Below are 20,283 nucleotides of genomic sequence, written 5' to 3' on the forward strand. Positions count from 1 at the left end.
AGTGTATCGAATGTCTGTTCGATGTCTATGTGATCGGTTATGCCCCTTTCCTTGCTGGCTGCCAAGCGCTAGCTTGCGTTCATGCGCGTTGTGGTCACCGGGGCCTCCGGATTCGTCGGCTGCCACGCGGTGGCCGCTTTACGGGCCGCCGGACATGAACCCGTCCTGCTCGTTCGCGACCCCAAAAAAGCGGTGAAAGTCCTGTCGAGTCTTGGCATCACCGATCCGCCGGAAACCCACGTGGCCGACATCCGGGACGCGCGGGCCGTACGAGAGGGGCTGCGGCACGGGGAGGCCGTGCTGCACACCGCCGCCGAGGTCGGGGTCACGGGACACGGCGGAGACGTGGTCGGCACCAACGTCACCGGCCTTCGGAACGTCCTCGGCCAGGCCGTCGAACTCTGCCTCGACCCGGTGATCCACATCTCCACGACCGCGGTCTTCGTCCCGCCGAGCGGCCCCCTCATCACGCTCGACAGCCCGCTGTCGTCCCCCCGGACGGCCTACGGCAGGACGAAGGTCGACGGGGAGCGGTACGCGAGGGCACTCCAGGACGAGGGCCACCCGGTCACGGTCGTGTACCCGTCGGGCGTCATCGGCCCGCACCAGCCGACGCTGGACTCGATGGTCGAGGGGCTGCGCGGCGGCCTCGCCCAGGGATGGCCGATCACCTCCGGCGGGGTCGCCCTGATCGACGTACGCGACCTGGCCACCGTGCTCACCCGCTGCGCCGAGCCCGGCAGGGGGCCGCGCCGGTTCCTGCTCGGCGGCCACTTCCTGCGCTGGGCGGAGCTCGCCGACGTGTGCGACGAGGTCACGGGCGGGCGGTGCCGCCGCTTCCCCGCCCCCGCGCCGCTGCTCAGGGCCGCGGGCAGCATGCTGGATGGGATCAAGAAGCTGAAGGGCATCGACTACCCCCTGACCCGGGACGCCGCCGACATCATGGTGTCGATGGTCCCCGTCGACGACACCGCGACCCTGGAGACCCTGGACGTACGGCTGCGGCCGGTCCAGGAGAGCGTGGCCGACACGCTGCGCTGGCTCACCGAGGCGGGGCACCTCGCCCCCCGCCGAGCAGGCCGTCTGGCGCGACCAGCGGAAAGCGAGGAAGATATCACCCTGTGAGTGAGCGAATCGGGGTCGTCGGGGCGGGCATCCTGGGGCTGGCGGTGGCCAGGGAGCTGGCGGCACGCGGCGCCACGGTTACCGTGCTCGACAAGGAGGACCACGTCGCCGCCCACCAGACCGGCCACAACAGCGGGGTCGTCCACGCGGGCATCTACTACACTCCCGGCTCGCTCAAGGCCCGGCTCTGCCGGGACGGCGTCGCGCTCCTGCGCGAATACTGCGCCGAGCACCACATCCCGTACGAAGAGGTCGGCAAGCTGGTCATCGCCTCGACGGCGGGCGAGCGCGCCGGCCTGAAGCGCATCGCCGCCCGGGCCAGGGAGAACGGCGTGCCCGGCATCGCCGAGCTGGACGCCCTCGGGCTTCGTGAGATCGAGCCGCACGCCGTCGGGGTGGGCGCGGTCCACTCCCCGCACACGGCGATCGTCGACTTCCCCGCCGTCGCCCGCCGCCTCGCCCTCGACGTCGCCGGGCTCGGCGGGTCCGTACGGTTGGGGCATCCGGTCCGCGCGCTGCGCGAGACCGCGAGCGGGGTCGAGGTGCTGGCGGGGAAGGCGCGGTTGGCCTTCGACCGGCTGGTCTCCTGCGCCGGGTTGCAGTCGGACGCCGTCGCCGCGATGAGCGGGCACGCGGGAGACGTGCGCATCGTCCCCTTCCGGGGTGAGTACTACAAGCTGGCCGGGTCCGCCAAGGACCTCGTCCGCGGGCTCGTCTATCCGGTGCCCGACCCGCGCTACCCCTTCCTCGGCGTACACCTGACCCGGCGCATCGACGGCGAGGTGCTGGTCGGGCCCAACGCCGTGCTGGCGCTGGCCCGCGAGGGGTACTCCTGGGGCAAGGTGTCGCCGCGCGACCTGCGCGAGATCCTGACCTGGCCCGGCACCCGCCGCATGGCCGCCGCGCACTGGAGGACCGGCGTCGGCGAGGTCTACGGCTCGCTCGTCAAGAAGTCGTTCCTCAGGGCCGCCCGCCGCTACGTGCCCATCCTGACCGCGCAGGACCTCGTGCGCACCCCCGGAGGAGTGCGGGCCCAGGCCGTCGCCCGGGACGGGAGCATGATCGACGACTTCGTGGTGGACGTTCACGGCAGGGTGATCCTGGTGCGCAATGCCCCCTCACCTGCCGCCACATCGAGCCTCGCGATCGCCCGGCACATCCTTTCTTTCATCCCAGCTTAAGGAAATCAGGCCACTATAGGGGCGTGACCGATTCGCCTGAAGCCCGACTGCTGGTCGTCGAGGACGATCCGAACATCCTGGAACTGCTGGCCGCCAGCCTGCGGTTCGCCGGGTTCGAGGTGACCCCCGCCGGAAGCGGGGCCCAAGCGGTCGAGGCCGCCCAGCGCCGCCGTCCGGACCTGATCGTCCTGGACGTCATGCTGCCCGACATGGACGGCTTCGACGTCGTACGGCGCCTGCGCGGCGGTGGCGCCCACACGCCGGTGGTGTTCCTCACGGCGAGGGACGCCACCGAGGACAAGATCAGGGGTCTCACGCTCGGCGGCGACGACTACGTGACCAAGCCCTTCAGCCTCGAAGAGGTGATCGCGCGCATCCGGGCCGTGCTCCGCCGTACGGCCGGCGACCCCATGGCGCCGCCGCCCCGCATGACCTTCGCCGACATCGAACTGGACGAGGAGAGCCACGAGGTGTGGCGGCGCGGCACGGTCATCCCGCTGTCGCCCACCGAGTTCAAGCTGCTCCGCTACTTCATGGCGAACGCCGGACGGGTGCTGTCCAAGGCGCAGATCCTCGACCACGTGTGGGACTACGACTTCAGGGGCGACGCGGGCATCGTCGAGTCGTACGTGTCGGTCCTGCGCAGGAAGATCGACAATTCGAGCCCCCGGCTGATCCACACCCTGCGGGGCGTCGGCTACGTGCTCCGCACCCCTCCCACGTGAACGGGGCCGCGCCGGTGCCGCCCGTGAACAGGACCCCGCGCTCGGCCCTGTCGCCGGTGTCCGCGCGGACTCCGGCCCTGTCGTCGGTGTTCGCGCGGACTCCGGCCTTGTCTTCGGTGTTCGCGCGGACCCCGCTCCGCATCAAGCTGATCGCCACGATGCTCGCGCTGGTCGCGATCGCGCTCGCGGGCATCGGCGTGAGCAGCGTGTCCGTGCTCCGCGGGTACCTCGTCGACCGGGTGGACCAGCAGCTCGCTACCTTCGCCCAGGACGTCGCCCGGCGCCTGCAACGCGGTCCTGGCCTCGGCAACCGGGTGCCCCCGGACGGGCTCATCCAGCTCCGCGACCGCGACGGGAAGGTGGTCGCCACGCTGGCCGGGCTGGAGACCGAGAACCGGCCGGGGCCCGTGCTGCCCGGCCTGGGCGCGGCGCCCGCCTGGGAGCCGGAGACGGTGCGCGCGGCGACGGGCGGGGGAGAGTGGCGCGTCCGCGTGGTCTCCGTGGTGGGGGTGGGAAGCGTCGTCATCGCGATCGACCTGTCGTCGGTCGACCAGATCACCGCGCGCCTCGCGCTGACCGAACTGCTCGGCGGTGGCGTCGTCATGGTGGTCCTCGCCCTGTTCGGCGTGGTGATCGTGCGCAGGAGCCTCCGGCCGCTGGTGGAGATGGAGCACACGGCGGCGGCGATCGCCGCGGGCGACCTCGGCAGGCGCGTGCCCGACCGCGACCCCCGAACCGAGGTGGGCAGCCTCGCGGCCTCGCTGAACGGCATGCTCGCCCAGATCGAGACCGCCTTCCGGGCTCGTGAGGTCTCCGAGGCGGCGGCCCGTACGTCCGAGGAACGCATGCGGCGGTTCGTCGCGGACGCGTCGCACGAGCTGCGTACCCCGCTGACCTCGATCCGGGGCTTCGCCGAGTTCTACCGGCAGAACCCCGCGGGCGATCCGGCCAGGCTCATGCGGCGCGTGGAGGACGCCGCGGCCCGTATGGGCGTCCTGGTCGAGGACCTGCTGCTGCTCGCCCGCCTCGACCAGCAACGGCCGCTCACGATGGGCCCCGTCGACCTGCTCGCCCTCGCGGCCGACGCCGTCCAGGACGCGCGCATCCTGGCGGGCGACCGTGACATCGCCCTGGAGGTCGCCGGTGACGTGGCCCCGATCGTCTCCGGCGACGAGGTACGGCTGCGCCAGATCGTCGGCAACCTGATGAGCAACGCGCTCACGCACACCCCGGTGGGCACCCCGATCAGGATCCGGGCGGGTACGGGCGGCGCCACCGCGTTCCTCGAAGTCATCGACAAGGGTCCGGGGCTCGCGCCCGACCAGGCGGAACGCGTCTTCGAACGCTTCTACCGCGCCGACCCATCGAGGTCCCGCGCCGTCGCCTCGGCGAACCCGGCGACCTCAGGGAACCACGGGGGCAGCGGGTTGGGGCTCGCCATCGTGTCAGGCCTCGTCGCCGCGCACGCCGGCACCGTAACCGTTGAGACCTCGGTGGGTGCGGGAGCCACCTTCCGCGTCGTCCTGCCCCTGTCCCCCGACGTACTGGCGTCGCCGGCATGAGGGTTAGAGATCGCCGACTGGCAGCTCCTGCGTTCTTGGGCTCTCCTGAGGCAGGACACTGGAGGTCCACGAGTTGATTACCGAGATTCCGCCAGCGGGGCTTTAGCGGTGTCCTGCGTGGTGTGTCGCCAGCGGGCCCAGACGGTCTTGCCGGGGCCGTCGGCCAGCGGGATGATGCCGTGGTCGTTGGCGAGAGCGGCGACGATGGTGAGGCCGCGGCCGTGAATCGACTCGATGCCGAGATCGAGGTGGCGAGGTTGTCCGGTCCCGTGGTCGGTGACCCGGACGCACAACTCTTCAGTTGAGGCCCAGACCGAGAGCTTGATCGGGGGCTCGCCGTAGTTGATCGCGTTGGCCAGCAGTTCACTGACGACCAGGACTACGTCATCTGCGAGATCGCCGAGCTGCCAGGCGGTGAGGGCGTCGTTGACCATGTTGCGGGTCTTGCCGATCATCGACAGGTCGTCGGGTAGGTCCCAGCAGACGGTACGAAGACCGTCCGGCATTTCTGGCATCGAGGCTCCTCGGGATGGTCGTGGGGCGCGTACGGGCGGGTGAGGTGTCTGGCCGGGCCGGTCCGTCATGAGCCGGGGTGTCTGGCCTGGCCCGTAGGCTGTGGACGTGGGCCGTGTTTGTGTCGCCTGCTCGGCTTTCCGCATAAGGTCGCGCAGTTCGTCGGCGACGCGGGCGTGCACGATCAGGGGTACGGGTGTCTGCCAGGTGGCGATGGCGTAATAGCGTCGAGTGCCCACGCCATACCAGACGGACCACCCGGGCTCGATCTGGTCCAGTTGGTGGGCGGCGGCCTGTCTGGCAGGGTCCCATCGTCGCTGGGTGACCTGCTCGGTAGGCGCTCCTCGCCGGTGCCGTCCACCCGTCCCTGCTCCACGATCGCGCCTTCTCATGCCACCGCCTCTTGCCGGTACGGCTCGCGCCCACCGGACGGGACCCGCGTGCCTGGGGGACGGCCACGTCGGTACGGCACGGCAGTCGCGATGGCAGACTCGATCGTGAGCCGGTGCTGGCCAGCCGACACCAGGGGGAACTCCGACGAGATGTGGTAGAGCTCGGGCCTTGGCAACGGGCGCACCGGCATCGCTGTCGGCAACCGGCCGTCCAAGCCCAGGCGCCGCTGTGTGCTCATCCGGGCGTTGACCTGCGCAGGGGTGGGCTGTTCCCACTCGTGGTGCTGCCGGTGCGGCAGGCTCTCGGCGTCATGAGCGTATGGCGGATGCCCACACCACCGACACCCCAGCGGCATCGGCGGCTGCTCAGCCTGCCAACGCACCCGGATGACTTTTATGGGCCTACTAGCCTTGAACACCGGTCGCACCTCCGATGCGCGGTTCGAGGGGTCCGCTCCGTGCGCGTGGCGGGCGCCATCTACGTGGGGCAGTGTGAGATCGCCGCTCCTGCGCTGTCCCACGTGGCACCCCACCCATTCGGCGTCGAGACGGCTGCAGTGGTCGCGAAAGGCGGACCTCTCACGACTCCATCCGACTACACTCTGCACCTGGATAGACGCTATGTGTTAACCATGCACCTGGAAGAAGTCCTGGACAAGTGTCTTCCAGGTGGAAAGCAGGCTGTGACTCCAGCAAAGACTGAAGGAGACTCGATGGCTGTCCTAAGTCCTACGGTGCGCCAGCGGAGGCTCGTACAAGAACTACGGCGCCTCAGGTTGGAAGCCGGTCTTTCCCAGGTAGAGGTTGCTCGACAGCTCGACTGGTCAGAGAGTAAGCAGATCAAGATCGAGCGCGGCATCATCCCTATCCGGGTCCCTGATGTGAGGGCCATGCTCGACTTGTACGGTCTGAGCGCCCTGGACCGTCATCAGGAGCGAGACATGTTGCTCCAACTCGCTCGCGACGCCAGACAGCGGGGCTGGTGGCATTCCTACGGCGACGTGATCCCCGGGTGGTTCGAGATCTACGTCGGTCTCGAAGCCGAAGCGAGCACCCTGCGTACCTACCAACCGGAACTCGTGCACGGGTTGTTGCAGACGCCGGATTACTACCGCGCATTCATGCAGATATCGCCCGCCGCGAGCAGCGATGAGGAGATGGAGCGCAAGATCGAGGTGCGTAAGTCACGTCAAGCTCGCCTCGACGCCGCCGACGCGCCCAACTACTGGACCATCATGAACGAGGCCGCTCTGCGACGCCCTGCCGGATCCCCGGCCACCATGAGGGCACAGCTGGACCACATCCTGGAACGCATGACACATCCGAAGGTGACGGTCCAGGTGCTGCCGTTCTCTGTGGGCATGCACCCAGCGATGGACGGACCCTTCGTTATCGTCGGTTTCCCGGAGTCGGCCGATCTGGACGTCGTGTATCTAGAGAGTCAAACTGGTGCCTTGTACCTCGAAGAACGGGCACAGGTTGATCGGTACAACCAGGTGTTCGACCATCTGCGCGCCAAGGCACTCGATCCCGTCGACTCACGCGCCCTCATCGCGCAGGCTGCCAGAGATCTTTCATGACCAACTCCTCAGGGAGGCGCCGGGTGGACGACCAGCCCCGACTCCGCGTTCAATGGCGTAAAAGTAGTTACAGCAACAATGGTGGCGACTGCGTCGAAATCGCGGTGTCGGACGACATGAGCCTCACAGCAAACAAGGCGGAGGGTGAGACGTTGTACTTAGTGCGCGATTCCAAGGACCCCCAGGGACCGGTCCTGACGTTCACTCCCACCGGATGGAACGCATTCTGCGCCGCTCTCAGGAACTGCGAGCTCGAAAATCTGGGGCAGATGCGACAGTAATAAATGCCCCCTTGTGATCAACTGGTGCAAGTGTGACTCGCCTGTGGTGAGCATGCTGATCGCCGAACTGATCCGCCGGTATGACGCGATCAGAGCTGAAGCCGTACCGTTCAAACAGTCAATCCGGCCTATCTCTTCAAGAAGGACCCGGGGTGGGGTGGAGGTCGGGGAAGGTTCCGTCGGGGAAGCCGCCGGAGGTGGCGCTGGTGGGGAGCTGGATCTGGTCTCCCTCGGAGAGGCCGGAGCGGATCTCGACGTACCGGTCGCCGCGCACTCCCACCTCCACCGTCCGCTCGACGCTCTGCCCTCCGTTGCGGGCGAGCACGGTCGCCACGCCGTCCGCCCTGGTCCGTACGGCCTGCACCGGCACGTAGACGGCGTCCTCGGCCTCGTCAAGCGTGACCTGGACGGTCGCCGACTGCCCCAGCATGAGGCCGGCCGGCCGGCGGTCGAAGGCGATCATGACTCCGTACTGCACGAGCTGCTCGCTGCTGGTGGCCGTCACGTCGATGTGGGTGACCTCGCCGTCGTACGTCTTGCCTGCCCGGGTCGCCAGGGACACCGCGGCCGATTGGCCTATCTTGAGCCGGCCGACGTCGGTCTGGGAGAACATGGCCTTGACCTGCAGTTCGTCCAGGTTGCCGAGGGTCACGAACGCTGATCCGGCGTTCGCCGCCGTGCCGACCGTGCCCGCGATGGTGAGGATCGTGCCCTTGGCAGGGGCCTTGATCTTCACTCCGGCCAGCGCGTCCTTGGCGTTCTGGAGCGTGGTCCTGGCCTTGCTGATGTTCGCCTCGGCCTGGGCCACCGTGGTGATCGCCTGGCCCCCTTGACCCTGGCCCTGGCCCTGGCTCCGACCTTGGCCCATGCCTTGACCTTGACCGCTCCTGCCTCCCTGTCCGCCCTGGCCTGACCTGCCCTGGGGCTGCCCCTGGGTGGGCTTGCCGCTCGGGGTCACGTCGTCGTGCCCGTCGGGGGTCCGGCAACTGGGGGACGGCTTGGCGGTGGGGGTCCCGCTCGGGCTGGGTTGGCCACTGTGTCCGGGGGCGTCGCTCGGCCCGCCCGGTGGCGGCACGACGACGACGGGAGTCCGAGACGGCCGCGGCGCTGGGTGGCTCGGGTGCGCACCCGACGGCGAGGCGGTGGGCGTACGGGAGGGCGAGGCGGTGGGCGCGCTGGAGGCGGTCGGCGTGGGGGCGCGGGTGGGTCTCGGAGCCGGGGTACGGGAGGCGGTGGGAGTGGGCTTCGCGGTCGAGGTCCGGGAGGTGGTGTGGGTGGGTTTGGGGGTTGATGTGGGGGAGGCGGTGGGGGTGTGAGAGGGCTTGGGGGTCGCGCTGTGCCCGGAGGTGGAAGCCCGTGTGGGTTTCCTGGCCGGCGTCTTCGACGCGGTGGGGGTCGGAGATGGAGTCGGAGTCGGAGTGGGAGTGGGGCTCGGGGTCGGGGTGGGGGTGGGCGAGGTGGCCGGGGCCTCGGGCTGCGCTGACGCGGGGTCGGCGATGGCCGGTGGCCGGTCACCGGTGATGGAGACCTCCGCCGCCGCCAGCACGACCGCATGCGGCGTGATGATGAAGCCGACCGACGGCTCAGGTGCCGTGGGCGTGGGCGTTGCGCCGGGGCTCCCCGAGGACGAGGGCCTTGGGCTGCCGGAGGCCGTGGGCGGACACGACGGCTGGGCGGACGGGCCAGTGGGCGGCCGCGAGGACGGCTGGCTGGATGGACCGGTGGACGGCGGTCCAGAGGGGCCGGTGGACGGCCGTCCGCTTGGGCTGGTGGACGGCTGCCCGGAGGGGCCGGTGGACGGCTGTCCGGACAGGCGGGTGGAGGGCTGGGTTGTGGGGCGGGTTCCGCCGGCGGTGCCTGAGCCGGAGGTTGTTGAGCCCGTTCCGGTGGTCTGGGCCTCTTCGAGTTTGTCGAGCGTTTCCTGGGCTGCGGCCAGCGAGGCTTTGGCGGCCGTGTAGTCCTCGCGCGCGATCGTGTCGTCGATCCGCGCCAGAACCTGGCCCTTCTTCACCTTCTGCCCCACCGCCACGTACACCTTCTCGACCGTGCCGGAGGCGCCGAAGGCCAGGTCGCGGATGTTGGCGTCCACGGTGTTCCCCGCGGCGGAGACGCCGCTCACGACCGTGCCCCGCTTGGCCGACGCGAGCTCGATCTGCGTCCCCGAGGAGGCGTCTCCGCCGCCGAGATAGATCAGTCCCGCGCTCACCAGGACGATCCCCGCGAGCGCGAGTCCTCCAACTCGTACGGCGGCCGGCGGAGTGCTCGATCTCATGCGGGCCATCCTGGTCAGCCGACGTCACTCCCAGCTCAGCCCGGCCTGAGAGTTTCCTGTGAATCGGCGGCCGGGGGCCACACTGAGCTGCGGCATGCACCTCCGATGCTTGCCAAGCCATTACCTGCTTTCGCAAAACGAATCCGCTCAAAACCTTCAACTCCGCTGGGGACCTGCTCAGCGCCTACCGAGTCGCGCCGCCGGCTGCCTCGATGGACGATCCCGCCGTCCAGAGTCTCAACGATCAGAATCTGGCCACGTTCTAAACGGAATCGCACTATTCTCTTCACGCCAATCGTGCCCCTCCGCACACGGGGACCGCGCTGGGTAGACCGATGGAGGAGTGCGTGGAGATCTGGGAGCGAGCCTCGATTCGGTTCATGCTCAACGGGAAGCTCGACGAGCTTCATGGTGAGGGATTCGAGGAGTTTTTCCACGAGGTCATGTGCGTTCGGAACCCGGGGTTCCTCAGCGTCCGAACTGCCGGCAGCCTTGGCGACCAAGGGGCGGATGGGCTCCTACTTTGCAGTAACAAGCTATATGCCTGCTATGCCCCTCAAACCATCGTTTCGTCCAAGATTGCAAGCAAATTCCAAGATGATCTTGACAAGGCCATTCAGAAGCGCGGGGGCGAGTTCGGCACTTTTGTGTTCGTGCACAACGACCGCAGGGGGCTCCATCCTGAGGTGGCCTCTCTTCTCGCGGCTGCTCGAAACGATCACCCGCAGCTGGTTTTCGAGAACTTTGGCCGGCCTCACTTCTACACCGAGTTATGTCAGATGGAGAAGTGGCAGATCGAGGACTTTCTGGGCCCCTTCCCTGCGGAGCCTGTGTCCGTCGGAGTCGTACTCGAACAGCTCATACCTCTGTTGGATCACCTAGCCGAGTACCGGCGCCCCTTCGATGATCTACCTGCCATACCGCAGCCTCCACTCACTAAGATGGAGTACAATGCGTTCCCCTGGGATGATCGCCATCGCATGAAGCTCGCGTTGCCGTACGTCAACCACGTGGAGGACTACTACCGAGGTCGTCTCGATCCCAACGAACGTGATGAAGTCGCGGCTGGTTTTCGCCGACACTACGAAATGATCGCCCGAACCAGCGACGACTCGGGCACGATCCTCTGGCAGCTTGAGCAGCACATCCTTGGCAACGCCAAGCAACGATCCCCCATGGAACTGAACGCGCTCGTTGTCCTGATGTACTTCTTCGGCGAATGTGAGATCTTCAAGGTGCCGCCCGCGGGCTGGGTCCCTGCGACCGGGATGGGAGTGGCCACATGATCGTGCCGACCAAGGGAGTTGCCCCTCAGCGTGCGCTGCTCGCCGTGGGGGCCCAGATCGTGCTGGCCACGGAGCAGCAGCCGGTAACCATTAATCAGGCTTGGCGTCGGCTCCTGTCGTGGCGCGAGGAGAACCACCATCGTGCGCCTCTGACGTTCGGGTGGTTCGCCCTTGCTCTCGATCTGCTGTACGCACTTGGTTTGGTTGAGCTTGATCGCGACGTTTTGGTCTTCCTGGCGCGTGACGATGCTGCATAGCCTGGACTCGGACGACGATAGGTTCCGGACGATCCGCTTTGGGCCGGGTCTAAACCTCCTCGTTGCCGAACGCGCCGGCGCTTCCACCGATACCGACAGCAGAAACGGTGCTGGCAAATCAAGTACGGTGGAGCTACTCCACTTCCTGCTGGGCGCTCGGAATGAAACCAAGGCTCTGTGGGCACATGAAAAACTTCGCAAGCACACATTCGAGCTGAAACTTGACTGGCCTCGCCAATTGGAACCGCTCACAGTAAGACGTTCGGGAGCCCGGGCGAGCAAGGTGACACTGAACTCGGATATCACCAGAAAGGCCAATGCGGCCCTATTTGAGCAGGCTCCTGAGGTTGCGATAAAGGATTGGCAATGGGCAATCGAGCGTGATCTCTACAACGTCGCCGGTGGCGGTCCGGAGGTTAGTGGCCGAACACTACTATCCTTCGCAATGCGTCGAGTAAATGCTGGTGGTTTCCTTGACCCGACCAAGTCGTTCGCGCAGCAGTCACCCCACGATGCAATGGTCAACTTGTCCTACCTCTTTGGGCTGGACGTTGGACTAGCAGCTCAATACCGATTGCTAGCGAATCAGGAGTCCACCAGGAAGAAGCTGGTTGAAGCCGCGAAAGATCCAGTGTGGGGAAGGATCGTAGGTCGGTCTGCGGAGCTTCGCGGCGAAATTGGCGCTATAGAGCAGAGGGTGGGCGAACTCGAGCGACAGATCGTCGGCTTTCAAGTCGTACCCGAGTACGAGAATATGCGCCGCGAAGCCGATGAGATTGATCGACGAGTTCGTGTGCTTCGAGCCGCTGAAGCCGTCGACCGGCGAAACCTGCAGGACATGGAGCAGTCCGTGAACGAGGTTGCTGAGCCGGACGATCGCTATCTAGAGTCCGCCTATAAGCAATTGAATCTCATTCTCGGGCGGGAAGTGCGCCGCCGCTTTGATGATGTGCGTGTTTTCCATCAGACGGTAGTACGCAACCGGGAGCGCCAACTTCACGAGGAAATCTCTCGAATCCGACAGCTTCTGGATCGGCGATCCCGTGAGCGCGAGCAGTTGGGCGAGAGGCAAGCAATCTTGTTGCGCACACTGAACTCTGGTGGCGCGCTTGATGCTCTCACTTCACTCCAATACGCCCTGGCGCGCGAACAGGCGCACCTCGAGTCCCTTCGCCACCGATTTCAAGCCGCGCAAGCTCTTGAAGCCAGTCGCCGAGAGATCGAAGCAAAGCGACTTGAGCTCGAACAAGAAATGGTGACTGACCTTGAAGATCGAGACTCAATAACGCGAGAGGCGAACGCCCTCTTCAACATATATGCGCGGCGGTTGTATGGAGAGGGGCGAAACCCCTATCTTGCCTTCAACCCGGGAAGGCAGCGCATGCAGATCGAACCTCGGATTGAGGATGACGACAGTAGGGGCATTCACAATATGGTGATCTTCTGCTTCGATCTCACGGCTGCAGTTGTAGCGCATCGCGCTGGTCGCGGTCCCGATTTTCTTGTCCACGATAGTCATCTATACGATGGCGTAGATGAGCGCCAGGTAGCTCGCGCCCTTCAACTTGCGGCAGAGGTCACCGAAATGGAGCAGATGCAGTACATAGTGTCGATGAACTCTGACGATCTGAATAAAGCAGTAGGTATGGGGTTCGACGCCGACCCGTACATCATCGAACCCCATCTCACCGACCAACCTGATGGTGGGCTCTTCGGCTTCCGGTTCTAGGAACTACGCGGCACCAGGCGCTGCGTCGAGGCCATCCGCGAGGCCCTTGTTGTAACGAGGCGGCCCCAGCATGGGAGAAAACCCATGCCATCGCAGATGGACTTCGTCAACGGCGACCTCGCGGCCCTGGTCGTCGCCGAGCTGTTCATTTGCGCCCACTGGGACAGCTCTAACGACGACGACGTGACCAGTTCAGGCGGTAGTCGTGCCATATAGGGCGAAACCCGCTCCGCGTTGTCAGGAAACCTTCAGGGACGACGGAGGTTCACCCAAGCGGAGTGGGCCAGGCTCAGGGGTCGTGAAGCTGTCGACGAAGCGCAGAGCGCTGATCGTGAACGGTGCCCTCGGGGTGCTGTTGCTGGGCGGTGCGGGCATCGCCTACGCATCCTTGAACGGGGGATCGTCCGGAGGGGTGGCGCCGCTGACCACGCGTGTCACCCGGGGCACCGTCCTGTCGTCGGTGTCGGCCTCCGGCTCTGTGGAGAGCGGCAAAACCAGGTCGCTGGGCTTCAGCACCAGCGGCACGGTCGAGAAGATCTACGTCGAGGCCGGTGACAAGGTGTCCAAGGGCCAGATCCTGGCCCGGATCGACGACACGGCCGCGCAGGAGAGCCTGGACGCGGCGGCGGCGAGCCTCGACGCGGCCGACGACGCCGACACGACCACGGCTTCCGGTTACTCGCAGTACATCCAGGCCAGGAACTCCTACCGGGACGCCAAGCGGACGGTCGCGGGAACAGTGATCAAGGCCCCGTTCGCGGGCACGGTCACCGCCGTGAACGGCACGGTCGGCGGCTCCTCGTCGGGGTCTGGAGCGTCGAGCTCCAGCGCTTCGAGCGGCTCGGGGTCCTCCGGCGGCAGCGGCGGCAGCGGGGCCGGGGCGTCCGGCGCCTCGTCCGGCTCCGGTTCCTCCGGCGGCTTCATCGACATCGCCGACACCAAGCGCCTCCAGGTCGTGGGCGACTTCACCGAGTCCGACGTGACCAAGCTGAAGGTCGGCCAGCCCGCGACCGTGACCTTCGACGCGTTGCCCGGGGTCACGGCGTCCGGCAAGGTCACGCTGATCGACCCGGTGGCCCAGACCAGCAACAACGTGGTGCAGTACTCCGCGACGATCTCGCTGAGCGACGTGCCGAAGACGGTGAGGCTGGGCCAGACGACCAGCGTCCAGGTCGTCGTCGCCAAGGCCGACGACGTGCTGACGGTCCCCACCTCGGCGATCACGACCGCCGGCGGCCAGAACACGGTCACCGTCCTGGAGAACGGGAAGCAGGTCACCAAGCGGGTCGAGATCGGCGTCAAGGGCGACTCGACCACCGAGATCACGTCCGGGCTCAACGAGGGTGACGAGGTGGTGCGCGCCACGACCGGCACGGGCGGCAACCTGCAGGGCGGCTTCCCCGGTGGGGGCTTCCCGGGTGGCGGTGGCATCCGCCTCGGCGGCGCCGGCGGGGGCGTACGGTGACCCCCTGGGACGGCGGAGACCGGACCGATCGGCCCGGGGCGGGTGGATCCGCGCTGAGGGACGCCGGCCGTCCGGCTCCCGTCCTGGACGTGCGCGAGGTCAGCAAGATCTACGGCACCGGGGACGCCACGGTGCACGCGCTGCGCGGCGTCTCGCTCACGGTCGACCGGGGCGACTTTCTGGCGATCATGGGCGCCTCAGGCTCCGGCAAGTCGACGCTGATGAACATCCTCGGATGCCTGGACGTGCCGAGCACCGGCAGCTACCTGGTGGACGGCACAGACGTGGGATCGCTCGACGACCGTCAACTGGCCGTCCTGCGCAACAGGAAGATCGGCTTCGTGTTCCAGTCGTTCAACCTGATCCCGCGCATGAGCGCACTGGCGAACGTCGAGCTGCCGCTGGCGTACGGAGGGGTGGGCGCGGGAACGCGCCGCCGGCGGGCGCTCGCCGCGCTTGACCAGGTGGGGCTCGCAGACCGGACCAGCCACGATCCGAACGAGCTCTCGGGCGGTCAGCAGCAGCGGGTCGCCGTCGCCCGCGCGCTGGTCACCGCGCCGTCGTTGCTCCTGGCCGACGAGCCGACCGGCAACCTCGACACCAAGTCCACGGCCGACGTGCTGCGGATCCTCGACCGGCTGAACGCCGCCGGGCGGACGATCGTCCTGATCACCCACGAGGACGACGTCGCGAGCCACGCGAAGCGGATCGTCCGCCTGGTCGACGGCCTGATCGTCGAAGACCGCCGCCAGGCACCCGTGGACGGCCCCCCGCCGAGGCTGCCGAGGGTGACCCCGTGAAGCCGAGCGTGACCCCATGAACAGGTGGCCCCATCAACAGCCGGGCACGGAACGCCTCGGCGAGGAGCGGTGAGCGATCGATGAACGCCTTGGAGGTCCTGCGCTTCGCCGTACGCGGCCTGACGGCCAACAAGATGCGCAGCGCCCTCACCACGCTGGGCATCCTGATCGGCGTGGCGGCGGTGATCCTGCTGGTAGCGGTGGGTGAGGGCACGTCGCAGTCGATCCAGCAGAACATCCAGCGCCTCGGATCCAACACGCTGACCGTGATGCAGTCCTTCACAGGCGGTGGCGGTGGCGGGCGCGGTGGCGGCGGCGGAGGGTTCGGCGGTGGTGGCGGAGCCCAGCAGCAGCAGGGCGGCACCGGCCCGCGTACCCAGGCCAAGCAGTTGACCCTCGACGACGCCCGCGCCATGGCCGACCCGACCGGGGCGCCCTCGGTGAAGAGCGTGTCCCCGGTGGTCACCGCCTCCTCGCAGACGGCGACGTACGAGGGGGCGAGCCACGCCATCTCGCAGCTCGTGGGGACCTACCCCAGCTACTTCGAGGCGTCGAACAAGCCGGTGGCCAAGGGCTCGTACTTCGTCAACGACGACGTGCTCGCCGCCAGGAAGATCGTCGTGATCGGCCAGACGGTGGCGGACGACCTGTTCGGGACCGTCGACCCGCTCGGCAAGCAGATCAACATCACGGGTGTGCCGTTCACCGTGGTCGGCGTGCTGAAGGAGGCGGGCTCGTCCGGCTTCCAGGACGCCGACGACGTCGCGATCGCGCCGCTGCCCGCCGTGCAGCAGAGCCTGACCGGGTTCGGCTCACTCGGGCAGATCGTGGTGCAGGCCAAGAGCGCGACGGCGGTGGACGCGGCCCAGTCGGAGATCACCGAGATCCTCGACCAGCGCCACGGCATCACCGGCACCGCCACGGCCGACTACCGGATACTCAACCAGGCCGCCCTCCAGGAGACGGTCAGCGCGGCGGTCGGCACCTTCACGGTGCTGCTCGGCGCCGTCGCCGCGATCAGCCTGCTCGTCGGCGGCATCGGCATCACCAACATCATGCTCGTGACCGTCACCGAGCGGACGCGGGAGATCGGCATCCGCAAGGCCATCGGAGCCCCCCGGGGCGCCATCCTCGGCCAGTTCCTCGCCGAGGCCACGATGCTCAGCCTGGTCGGCGGCCTGCTGGGCGTGGCCATCGGAGTGATCGGCAGCAGGTTCACGATCGCCGGTGTCCAACCGGTCATCGTGCCCACCTCGATCGTGCTCGCCCTCGGCGTCTCGGTCGCGATCGGGCTGTTCTTCGGCAGCTATCCGGCGAACCGGGCCGCGAAGCTGCGCCCCATCGAGGCACTGCGGCACGAGTGACATACGGCTACCGCACCAAGGAGTAATGATGAGTACGAGCAGGCGCAAGTCGTACGCGGCGGACGAGCCCGTGACGGCGCAGGAGCTGCTGGAGGACTCGCCGTTCGAGGGCGACCTCGACGCCGAGCTCGCCGTGCGGCCCGAGGGGCGCCGGATGTCCACCCTCACCCTGGTTCTCGGCGCGGGGGTACTGCTCGTGGCGGGCATGCTCGCGGGGATCCAGGCGCAGAAGGCGTGGGGCTCCGCCACGGGCGGCCGGCAGGCCGCCGTGCAGGCGCTCCTCAGCGGCAACGGCGGGCAGCAGCGCACGGGCGGGGCCAGGACCGGTTACCTCGGCCAAGGCGGACAGGGCTCCGGCCAGGGCGGCCAAGGCGGCCAGGGCGCGGGCGGCGGCCAGGGACAGGGCGCGTTCGGCAACGTGACCGTCGGCACGATCAAGCTCGTGGACGGCGGCAAGATCTACCTGCAGACCCCGGACGGGGGGATCGTCACCGTCAGGACCTCGGGCGACACCAAGGTCCAGGTCACCAAGGAAGGCAAGGTCAAGGACCTGAAGCCCGGCAGCACGGTGATCGTCCAGGGCGAGCGGGGCGGCGACGGCACCGTCAGCGCCACCTCGGTGAACCAGGGTGGCGCCACGGGCGCGTTCGGCGGCAGGGGCGGAGGCGGTGGCTGATGTCCCGGAGAGAGCCGGAGCCGGAGGAACCACGGGGCCAGGCGGTACGGCGAGCGGAGACATGTTGTGCAGGGTGAGGCGAAACTACTTGTCGTCGACGACGAGCCGAACATCCGCGAGTTGCTGTCGGCCACTCTCCGGTACGCCGGTTTCGACGTCCTGACTGCGGCGGACGGGCGCGAGGCGGTGCAGGTGGCCGAGCGGGTACGGCCCGACCTGGTCGTGCTCGACGTGATGCTGCCCGACATGGACGGCTTCACGGTGGCGAACCGGCTCCGTTCGGCAGGGAGGCGCACTCCGGTGCTGTTCCTCACCGCCCGCGACGAGACCGAACACAAGCTCACCGGGCTCGGCCTGGGCGACGACTACGTGACCAAGCCGTTCAGCCTGGAGGAGGTGCTCGCGAGGATCCGGGCCGTGCTCCGCCGTACCCGGGCGGACCTCAACCTGCCGTCGCGGCTCCAGGTGGCGGACCTGGAACTGGACGAGGAGGGCCACCAGGTCTGGCGCGCGGGCGAGCGGGTGAAGCTGTCGCCCACCGAGTACAAGCTGCTGCACTACTTCATGGTCAACACCGGCAGGGTGCTGTCGAAGGCGCAGATCCTCGACCACGTCTGGAACTACGACTTCGGCGGCGACAGGAACGTGGTCGAGTCGTACGTCTCGTACCTGCGGCGCAAGGTCGACACCGTGGAACCCCGGCTCATCCACACGCTCCGGGGGGTGGGCTACGTACTACGCGCACCACGGCAATGATCTACCCGGCGACCCGGCGACCCGGCGACCCGGCGACCCGGCGACCCGGCGACCCGGCGATGAGCCGGTGATGAGACCCAGGCCCGTCCGGGAGCTGAAGCGGCGCCTGGCCCGGTCACCCCTGTGGCTGCGCCTGGTCGTGGGAACGCTGCTCCTGGTCACGCTCGCGATCGCCCTGACCGGCGGGTTCGCCGTACAGCTGCTCCGCGGCTACCTCGTCGACCGGGTCGACAAGCAGCTGGAACTGGCGAGCCGCCCGCGGCGTGACATCTACATCCCTCCCGCGCTGAAGTCGCTGGACATACCCCGGCCTCAGCGGCAGTTCGGGCTGTTCTACATGGCCATGCTCGGATCCGACGGCACCGTCGAGCGTACGCTCCAGGAGAACCCGGGCGTCGACCCGCCCAAGCTCCCCCCTCTCACGCTGGACAAGGTGCGAGGCGCGACGCCCCACCCGTTCACCGTGGGATCGGAGTCCGGCATGAGCTGGCGGATGATCGCCGTGGCCGACGGCACCCGCATCCGCGTGATCGCGGTCCGGATGGACGACATCGACGCCACCGTCACCCGGCTCGCGGTCATCGTCGCGAGCGTGGGCGGCGGCGTGCTGGTCCTGCTGGGCTTCGCCTGCCACTGGCTCGTACGGCGGAGCCTTCGCCCCCTCGTCGAGATCGAACGGACGGCCGGCGCCATCGCCGGTGGCGACCTGTCGCGCCGGGTGCCGCTGCGGCACCGCCGTACCGAGATGGGCCGGCTCGGAAGGGCGATCAACGGCATGCTCGCGCAGATCGAGGCCGCGTTCAGGGACCGCGAGGCCTCGGAGATCGCGGCGCGCAAGTCCGCCTTCCAGGCGCGCCGCTCCGAGGACCGGATGCGCAGGTTCGTCGCCGACGCGTCCCACGAACTGCGGACGCCGCTCACCTCCATCAGGGGGTTCGCCGAGCTCTACCGCCACGAGGTCCCCGACCTCGATGAGGCGGCCCGGCTCCTGCGGAGGATCGAGGACGAGGCCACCCGCATGGGCATCCTTGTCGACGACCTGCTGCTGCTCGCCCGGCTTGACCAGCAGCGCCCCCTCGAACGCCGGCCGGTCGACGTCCTCAGCCTGGCCGCCGGAGCCGTACTGGACGCGCAGACGCTCGCCCCGGACCGCGAGATCGACCTGGTGCGGCTGGACGACTCCGAGGACCCGGTGATCGTGAGGGGCGACGAGGCCAGGCTCCACCAGGTGATCGCCAACCTGGTGGGCAACGTCCTGCGGCACACCCCGGCGGGTACGGCATTCCGGGTGGGCGTCGGGGACGTCGAGGGGAACGTGGTCGTCGAGGTGGCGGACGAGGGCCCGGGGCTGCCTGCCACCGAGGTCGAGCGCGTCTTCGAGCGCTTCTACCGGGCCGACCCCTCACGCACGCGGAGCGGCGCGGGGGGCACCGGCCTCGGCCTGTCGATCGCCGCCGCCCTGGTGCAGGCCCACGGGGGCGTGATCACCGTGGACAGCGAACCCGGCCAGGGAGCGACCTTCCGCGTCACCATCCCGTCCGACGCCTGACGCCTGACGCCTGACGCCTGACGGCTGATGTTTGACAGGTGAATTTCAGCTTCGTCGCATCTGGCGCTGAGTTTGGAGGCTTGTCATGGATATCGCCAAAGTCCCTCGGTTCCCCGATGGAGTCCACCCTGTGATCGCGTTGCCCCGTGTTCTCGGCGTCGCCGCTGTGGCCGCCGTCCTGCTGACCTCCGGGTGCGGCGGAGATTCCACCGCCAAGGCCGGTGCCCAGGCTTCGCCCAGTGGGTCCGGTGACCAGCGTGCGGCTTTCACCGAGTGCATGCGCAAGAACGGTGTGGAAATGCCAACTGGCCGCCCTGGTGCGGCACCCACGGCTCGGCCAAGTGGTACCCCGTCAGCTCGGCCGAGCGGACGACCGGGGGGCTTTGGCACCATGTCACCTGAGATGCGGAAGGCCTTCGAGGCGTGCCGCTCGCTGATGCCGCAGGGCGGCTACGGGCAGGGGCGCGGCCCGAGGGGCGGCATGGACGACTCCGCCCTCCAGGCGTTCCGCTCGTGCATGAAGGACAACGGAGCCGAACTCCCGGAGAACAGCGGCATGCGGCAGCTGAAGACGAGCGACCCCGCCATCGCCAAGGCCCTGGAGAAGTGCCGCCCGCTCCTTCCCACCGGCCGACCCGGGCAGCCCGGAGACCAGCCCACCGCGCAGCCGACCGCCTAATGGAAGCTACCGGGTCGGCTGATCGGGCAGACTCGGTGCCTGGTAGCCGCGAGTGAGTGAGTACTTCCAACCGCTGGACCGATCTTGAGTC

19 protein-coding genes are annotated in these 20,283 nt (G+C 68.0%); 17 read left to right on the plus strand and 2 right to left on the minus strand.

Annotated elements, in window-relative coordinates; translation table 11 throughout:
- Nucleotides 1-81: 81 nt before the first annotated feature.
- The 4 genes from ACGFIV_RS34650 to ACGFIV_RS34665 are packed head-to-tail and all read left to right on the plus strand — an operon-like array spanning nucleotide 82 to nucleotide 4,593.
- On the plus strand, nucleotides 82-1,125 hold the full coding sequence (locus ACGFIV_RS34650) for an NAD-dependent epimerase/dehydratase family protein (protein ID WP_358550802.1): 1,044 nt from the start codon (nucleotides 82-84) through the stop codon (nucleotides 1,123-1,125).
- Nucleotides 1,122-2,306 (plus strand): L-2-hydroxyglutarate oxidase, encoded by a 1,185-nt coding sequence (gene lhgO / locus ACGFIV_RS34655; protein WP_358550804.1) that lies wholly within the window; start codon nucleotides 1,122-1,124, stop codon nucleotides 2,304-2,306. Before ACGFIV_RS34650 ends, lhgO begins: the two co-directional genes overlap by 4 nt.
- Before the next feature lie 23 nt (nucleotides 2,307-2,329).
- The gene (locus ACGFIV_RS34660; RefSeq protein ID WP_358550806.1) at nucleotides 2,330-3,031 is read left to right on the plus strand and encodes a response regulator transcription factor; all 702 of its coding nucleotides are present in this window, start codon (nucleotides 2,330-2,332) and stop codon (nucleotides 3,029-3,031) included.
- Nucleotides 3,032-3,054: 23 nt separating this feature from the next.
- Nucleotides 3,055-4,593 (plus strand): ATP-binding protein, encoded by a 1,539-nt coding sequence (locus tag ACGFIV_RS34665; RefSeq protein WP_392839272.1) that lies wholly within the window; start codon nucleotides 3,055-3,057, stop codon nucleotides 4,591-4,593.
- A gap of 77 nt (nucleotides 4,594-4,670) precedes the next feature.
- Here the strand turns inward: ACGFIV_RS34665 and ACGFIV_RS34670 are convergent, their stop codons facing one another.
- Nucleotides 4,671-5,108 (minus strand): ATP-binding protein, encoded by a 438-nt coding sequence (locus tag ACGFIV_RS34670; protein ID WP_392839274.1) that lies wholly within the window; start codon nucleotides 5,106-5,108, stop codon nucleotides 4,671-4,673.
- A gap of 1,103 nt (nucleotides 5,109-6,211) precedes the next feature.
- Between ACGFIV_RS34670 and ACGFIV_RS34675 the strand changes: the two genes are divergently transcribed.
- Together ACGFIV_RS34675 and ACGFIV_RS34680 are read left to right on the plus strand one after the other, a co-directional pair.
- Nucleotides 6,212-7,078, plus strand: coding sequence for a helix-turn-helix domain-containing protein (locus ACGFIV_RS34675; protein WP_392839276.1), 867 nt, complete (start codon nucleotides 6,212-6,214; stop codon nucleotides 7,076-7,078).
- The gene (locus tag ACGFIV_RS34680; RefSeq protein ID WP_392839278.1) at nucleotides 7,075-7,359 is read left to right on the plus strand and encodes a DUF397 domain-containing protein; all 285 of its coding nucleotides are present in this window, start codon (nucleotides 7,075-7,077) and stop codon (nucleotides 7,357-7,359) included. Before ACGFIV_RS34675 ends, ACGFIV_RS34680 begins: the two co-directional genes overlap by 4 nt.
- A gap of 136 nt (nucleotides 7,360-7,495) precedes the next feature.
- Here ACGFIV_RS34680 and ACGFIV_RS34685 read toward each other — a convergent pair whose 3' ends face one another.
- Entirely contained in the window at nucleotides 7,496-9,631 is a 2,136-nt protein-coding gene (locus tag ACGFIV_RS34685; protein ID WP_392839280.1) for an efflux RND transporter periplasmic adaptor subunit, read from the minus strand.
- A 347-nt stretch (nucleotides 9,632-9,978) separates the two neighbouring features.
- On the opposite strand from ACGFIV_RS34685, the gene ACGFIV_RS34690 reads away from it, so the two are divergent.
- The 11 genes from ACGFIV_RS34690 to ACGFIV_RS34740 all read left to right on the plus strand — a co-directional run bounded on the left by ACGFIV_RS34690 (nucleotide 9,979) and on the right by ACGFIV_RS34740 (nucleotide 20,192).
- Nucleotides 9,979-10,917 (plus strand): ABC-three component system protein, encoded by a 939-nt coding sequence (locus ACGFIV_RS34690; RefSeq protein WP_392839282.1) that lies wholly within the window; start codon nucleotides 9,979-9,981, stop codon nucleotides 10,915-10,917.
- Entirely contained in the window at nucleotides 10,914-11,174 is a 261-nt protein-coding gene (locus ACGFIV_RS34695) for an ABC-three component system middle component 6 (RefSeq protein ID WP_392839284.1), read from the plus strand. The genes ACGFIV_RS34690 and ACGFIV_RS34695 overlap by 4 nt, the downstream gene beginning before the upstream one ends.
- Nucleotides 11,164-12,903: an ABC-three component system protein gene (locus tag ACGFIV_RS34700; RefSeq protein ID WP_392839297.1), complete on the plus strand. Its 1,740-nt coding sequence runs from the start codon at nucleotides 11,164-11,166 to the stop codon at nucleotides 12,901-12,903. Before ACGFIV_RS34695 ends, ACGFIV_RS34700 begins: the two co-directional genes overlap by 11 nt.
- Nucleotides 12,904-12,987: 84 nt before the next feature.
- Complete coding sequence (locus ACGFIV_RS34705; RefSeq protein ID WP_392839286.1) at nucleotides 12,988-13,119, plus strand: hypothetical protein; 132 nt, start codon at nucleotides 12,988-12,990, stop codon at nucleotides 13,117-13,119.
- An 82-nt stretch (nucleotides 13,120-13,201) separates the two neighbouring features.
- Nucleotides 13,202-14,368 (plus strand): efflux RND transporter periplasmic adaptor subunit, encoded by a 1,167-nt coding sequence (locus ACGFIV_RS34710; RefSeq protein ID WP_392839288.1) that lies wholly within the window; start codon nucleotides 13,202-13,204, stop codon nucleotides 14,366-14,368.
- A gap of 53 nt (nucleotides 14,369-14,421) precedes the next feature.
- On the plus strand, nucleotides 14,422-15,168 hold the full coding sequence (locus ACGFIV_RS34715; protein ID WP_392839299.1) for an ABC transporter ATP-binding protein: 747 nt from the start codon (nucleotides 14,422-14,424) through the stop codon (nucleotides 15,166-15,168).
- Nucleotides 15,169-15,248: 80 nt separating this feature from the next.
- Nucleotides 15,249-16,532 carry an ABC transporter permease gene (locus tag ACGFIV_RS34720; RefSeq protein WP_392839290.1) on the plus strand — a complete coding sequence of 428 codons (1,284 nt, stop codon included), beginning with the start codon at nucleotides 15,249-15,251 and terminating at the stop codon, nucleotides 16,530-16,532.
- A 28-nt stretch (nucleotides 16,533-16,560) separates the two neighbouring features.
- Entirely contained in the window at nucleotides 16,561-17,208 is a 648-nt protein-coding gene (locus tag ACGFIV_RS34725; RefSeq protein WP_358550094.1) for a hypothetical protein, read from the plus strand.
- A gap of 66 nt (nucleotides 17,209-17,274) precedes the next feature.
- The gene (locus ACGFIV_RS34730) at nucleotides 17,275-17,964 is read left to right on the plus strand and encodes a response regulator transcription factor (protein WP_392839293.1); all 690 of its coding nucleotides are present in this window, start codon (nucleotides 17,275-17,277) and stop codon (nucleotides 17,962-17,964) included.
- Nucleotides 17,965-18,034: 70 nt separating this feature from the next.
- Entirely contained in the window at nucleotides 18,035-19,513 is a 1,479-nt protein-coding gene (locus ACGFIV_RS34735; RefSeq protein WP_392839295.1) for a sensor histidine kinase, read from the plus strand.
- Between the two features lie 403 nt (nucleotides 19,514-19,916).
- Nucleotides 19,917-20,192: a hypothetical protein gene (locus tag ACGFIV_RS34740; protein ID WP_358550100.1), complete on the plus strand. Its 276-nt coding sequence runs from the start codon at nucleotides 19,917-19,919 to the stop codon at nucleotides 20,190-20,192.
- Nucleotides 20,193-20,283: the final 91 nt, after the last annotated feature.

The organism is Sphaerisporangium sp. NPDC049003 (assembly GCF_043197795.1).
In the GTDB taxonomy this organism is placed as follows: Bacteria; Actinomycetota; Actinomycetes; order Streptosporangiales; family Streptosporangiaceae; genus Sphaerisporangium.

Excerpts from the sequence above, each read along its gene's own strand:
- ACGFIV_RS34650 (WP_358550802.1), top strand. The coding sequence starts at position 82 with ATGCGCGTTGTGGTCACCGGGGCCTCCGGATTCGTCGGCTGCCACGCG.
- ACGFIV_RS34670 (WP_392839274.1), bottom strand. The coding sequence starts at position 5,108 with ATGCCAGAAATGCCGGACGGTCTTCGTACCGTCTGCTGGGACCTACCC.
- ACGFIV_RS34675 (WP_392839276.1), top strand. The coding sequence starts at position 6,212 with ATGGCTGTCCTAAGTCCTACGGTGCGCCAGCGGAGGCTCGTACAAGAA.
- ACGFIV_RS34680 (WP_392839278.1), top strand. The coding sequence starts at position 7,075 with ATGACCAACTCCTCAGGGAGGCGCCGGGTGGACGACCAGCCCCGACTC.
- ACGFIV_RS34685 (WP_392839280.1), bottom strand. The coding sequence starts at position 9,631 with ATGAGATCGAGCACTCCGCCGGCCGCCGTACGAGTTGGAGGACTCGCG.
- ACGFIV_RS34695 (WP_392839284.1), top strand. The coding sequence starts at position 10,914 with ATGATCGTGCCGACCAAGGGAGTTGCCCCTCAGCGTGCGCTGCTCGCC.
- ACGFIV_RS34700 (WP_392839297.1), top strand. The coding sequence starts at position 11,164 with ATGCTGCATAGCCTGGACTCGGACGACGATAGGTTCCGGACGATCCGC.
- ACGFIV_RS34705 (WP_392839286.1), top strand. The coding sequence starts at position 12,988 with ATGCCATCGCAGATGGACTTCGTCAACGGCGACCTCGCGGCCCTGGTC.
- ACGFIV_RS34720 (WP_392839290.1), top strand. The coding sequence starts at position 15,249 with ATGAACGCCTTGGAGGTCCTGCGCTTCGCCGTACGCGGCCTGACGGCC.
- ACGFIV_RS34725 (WP_358550094.1), top strand. The coding sequence starts at position 16,561 with ATGAGTACGAGCAGGCGCAAGTCGTACGCGGCGGACGAGCCCGTGACG.
- ACGFIV_RS34735 (WP_392839295.1), top strand. The coding sequence starts at position 18,035 with ATGAGACCCAGGCCCGTCCGGGAGCTGAAGCGGCGCCTGGCCCGGTCA.
- ACGFIV_RS34740 (WP_358550100.1), top strand. The coding sequence starts at position 19,917 with ATGCGGAAGGCCTTCGAGGCGTGCCGCTCGCTGATGCCGCAGGGCGGC.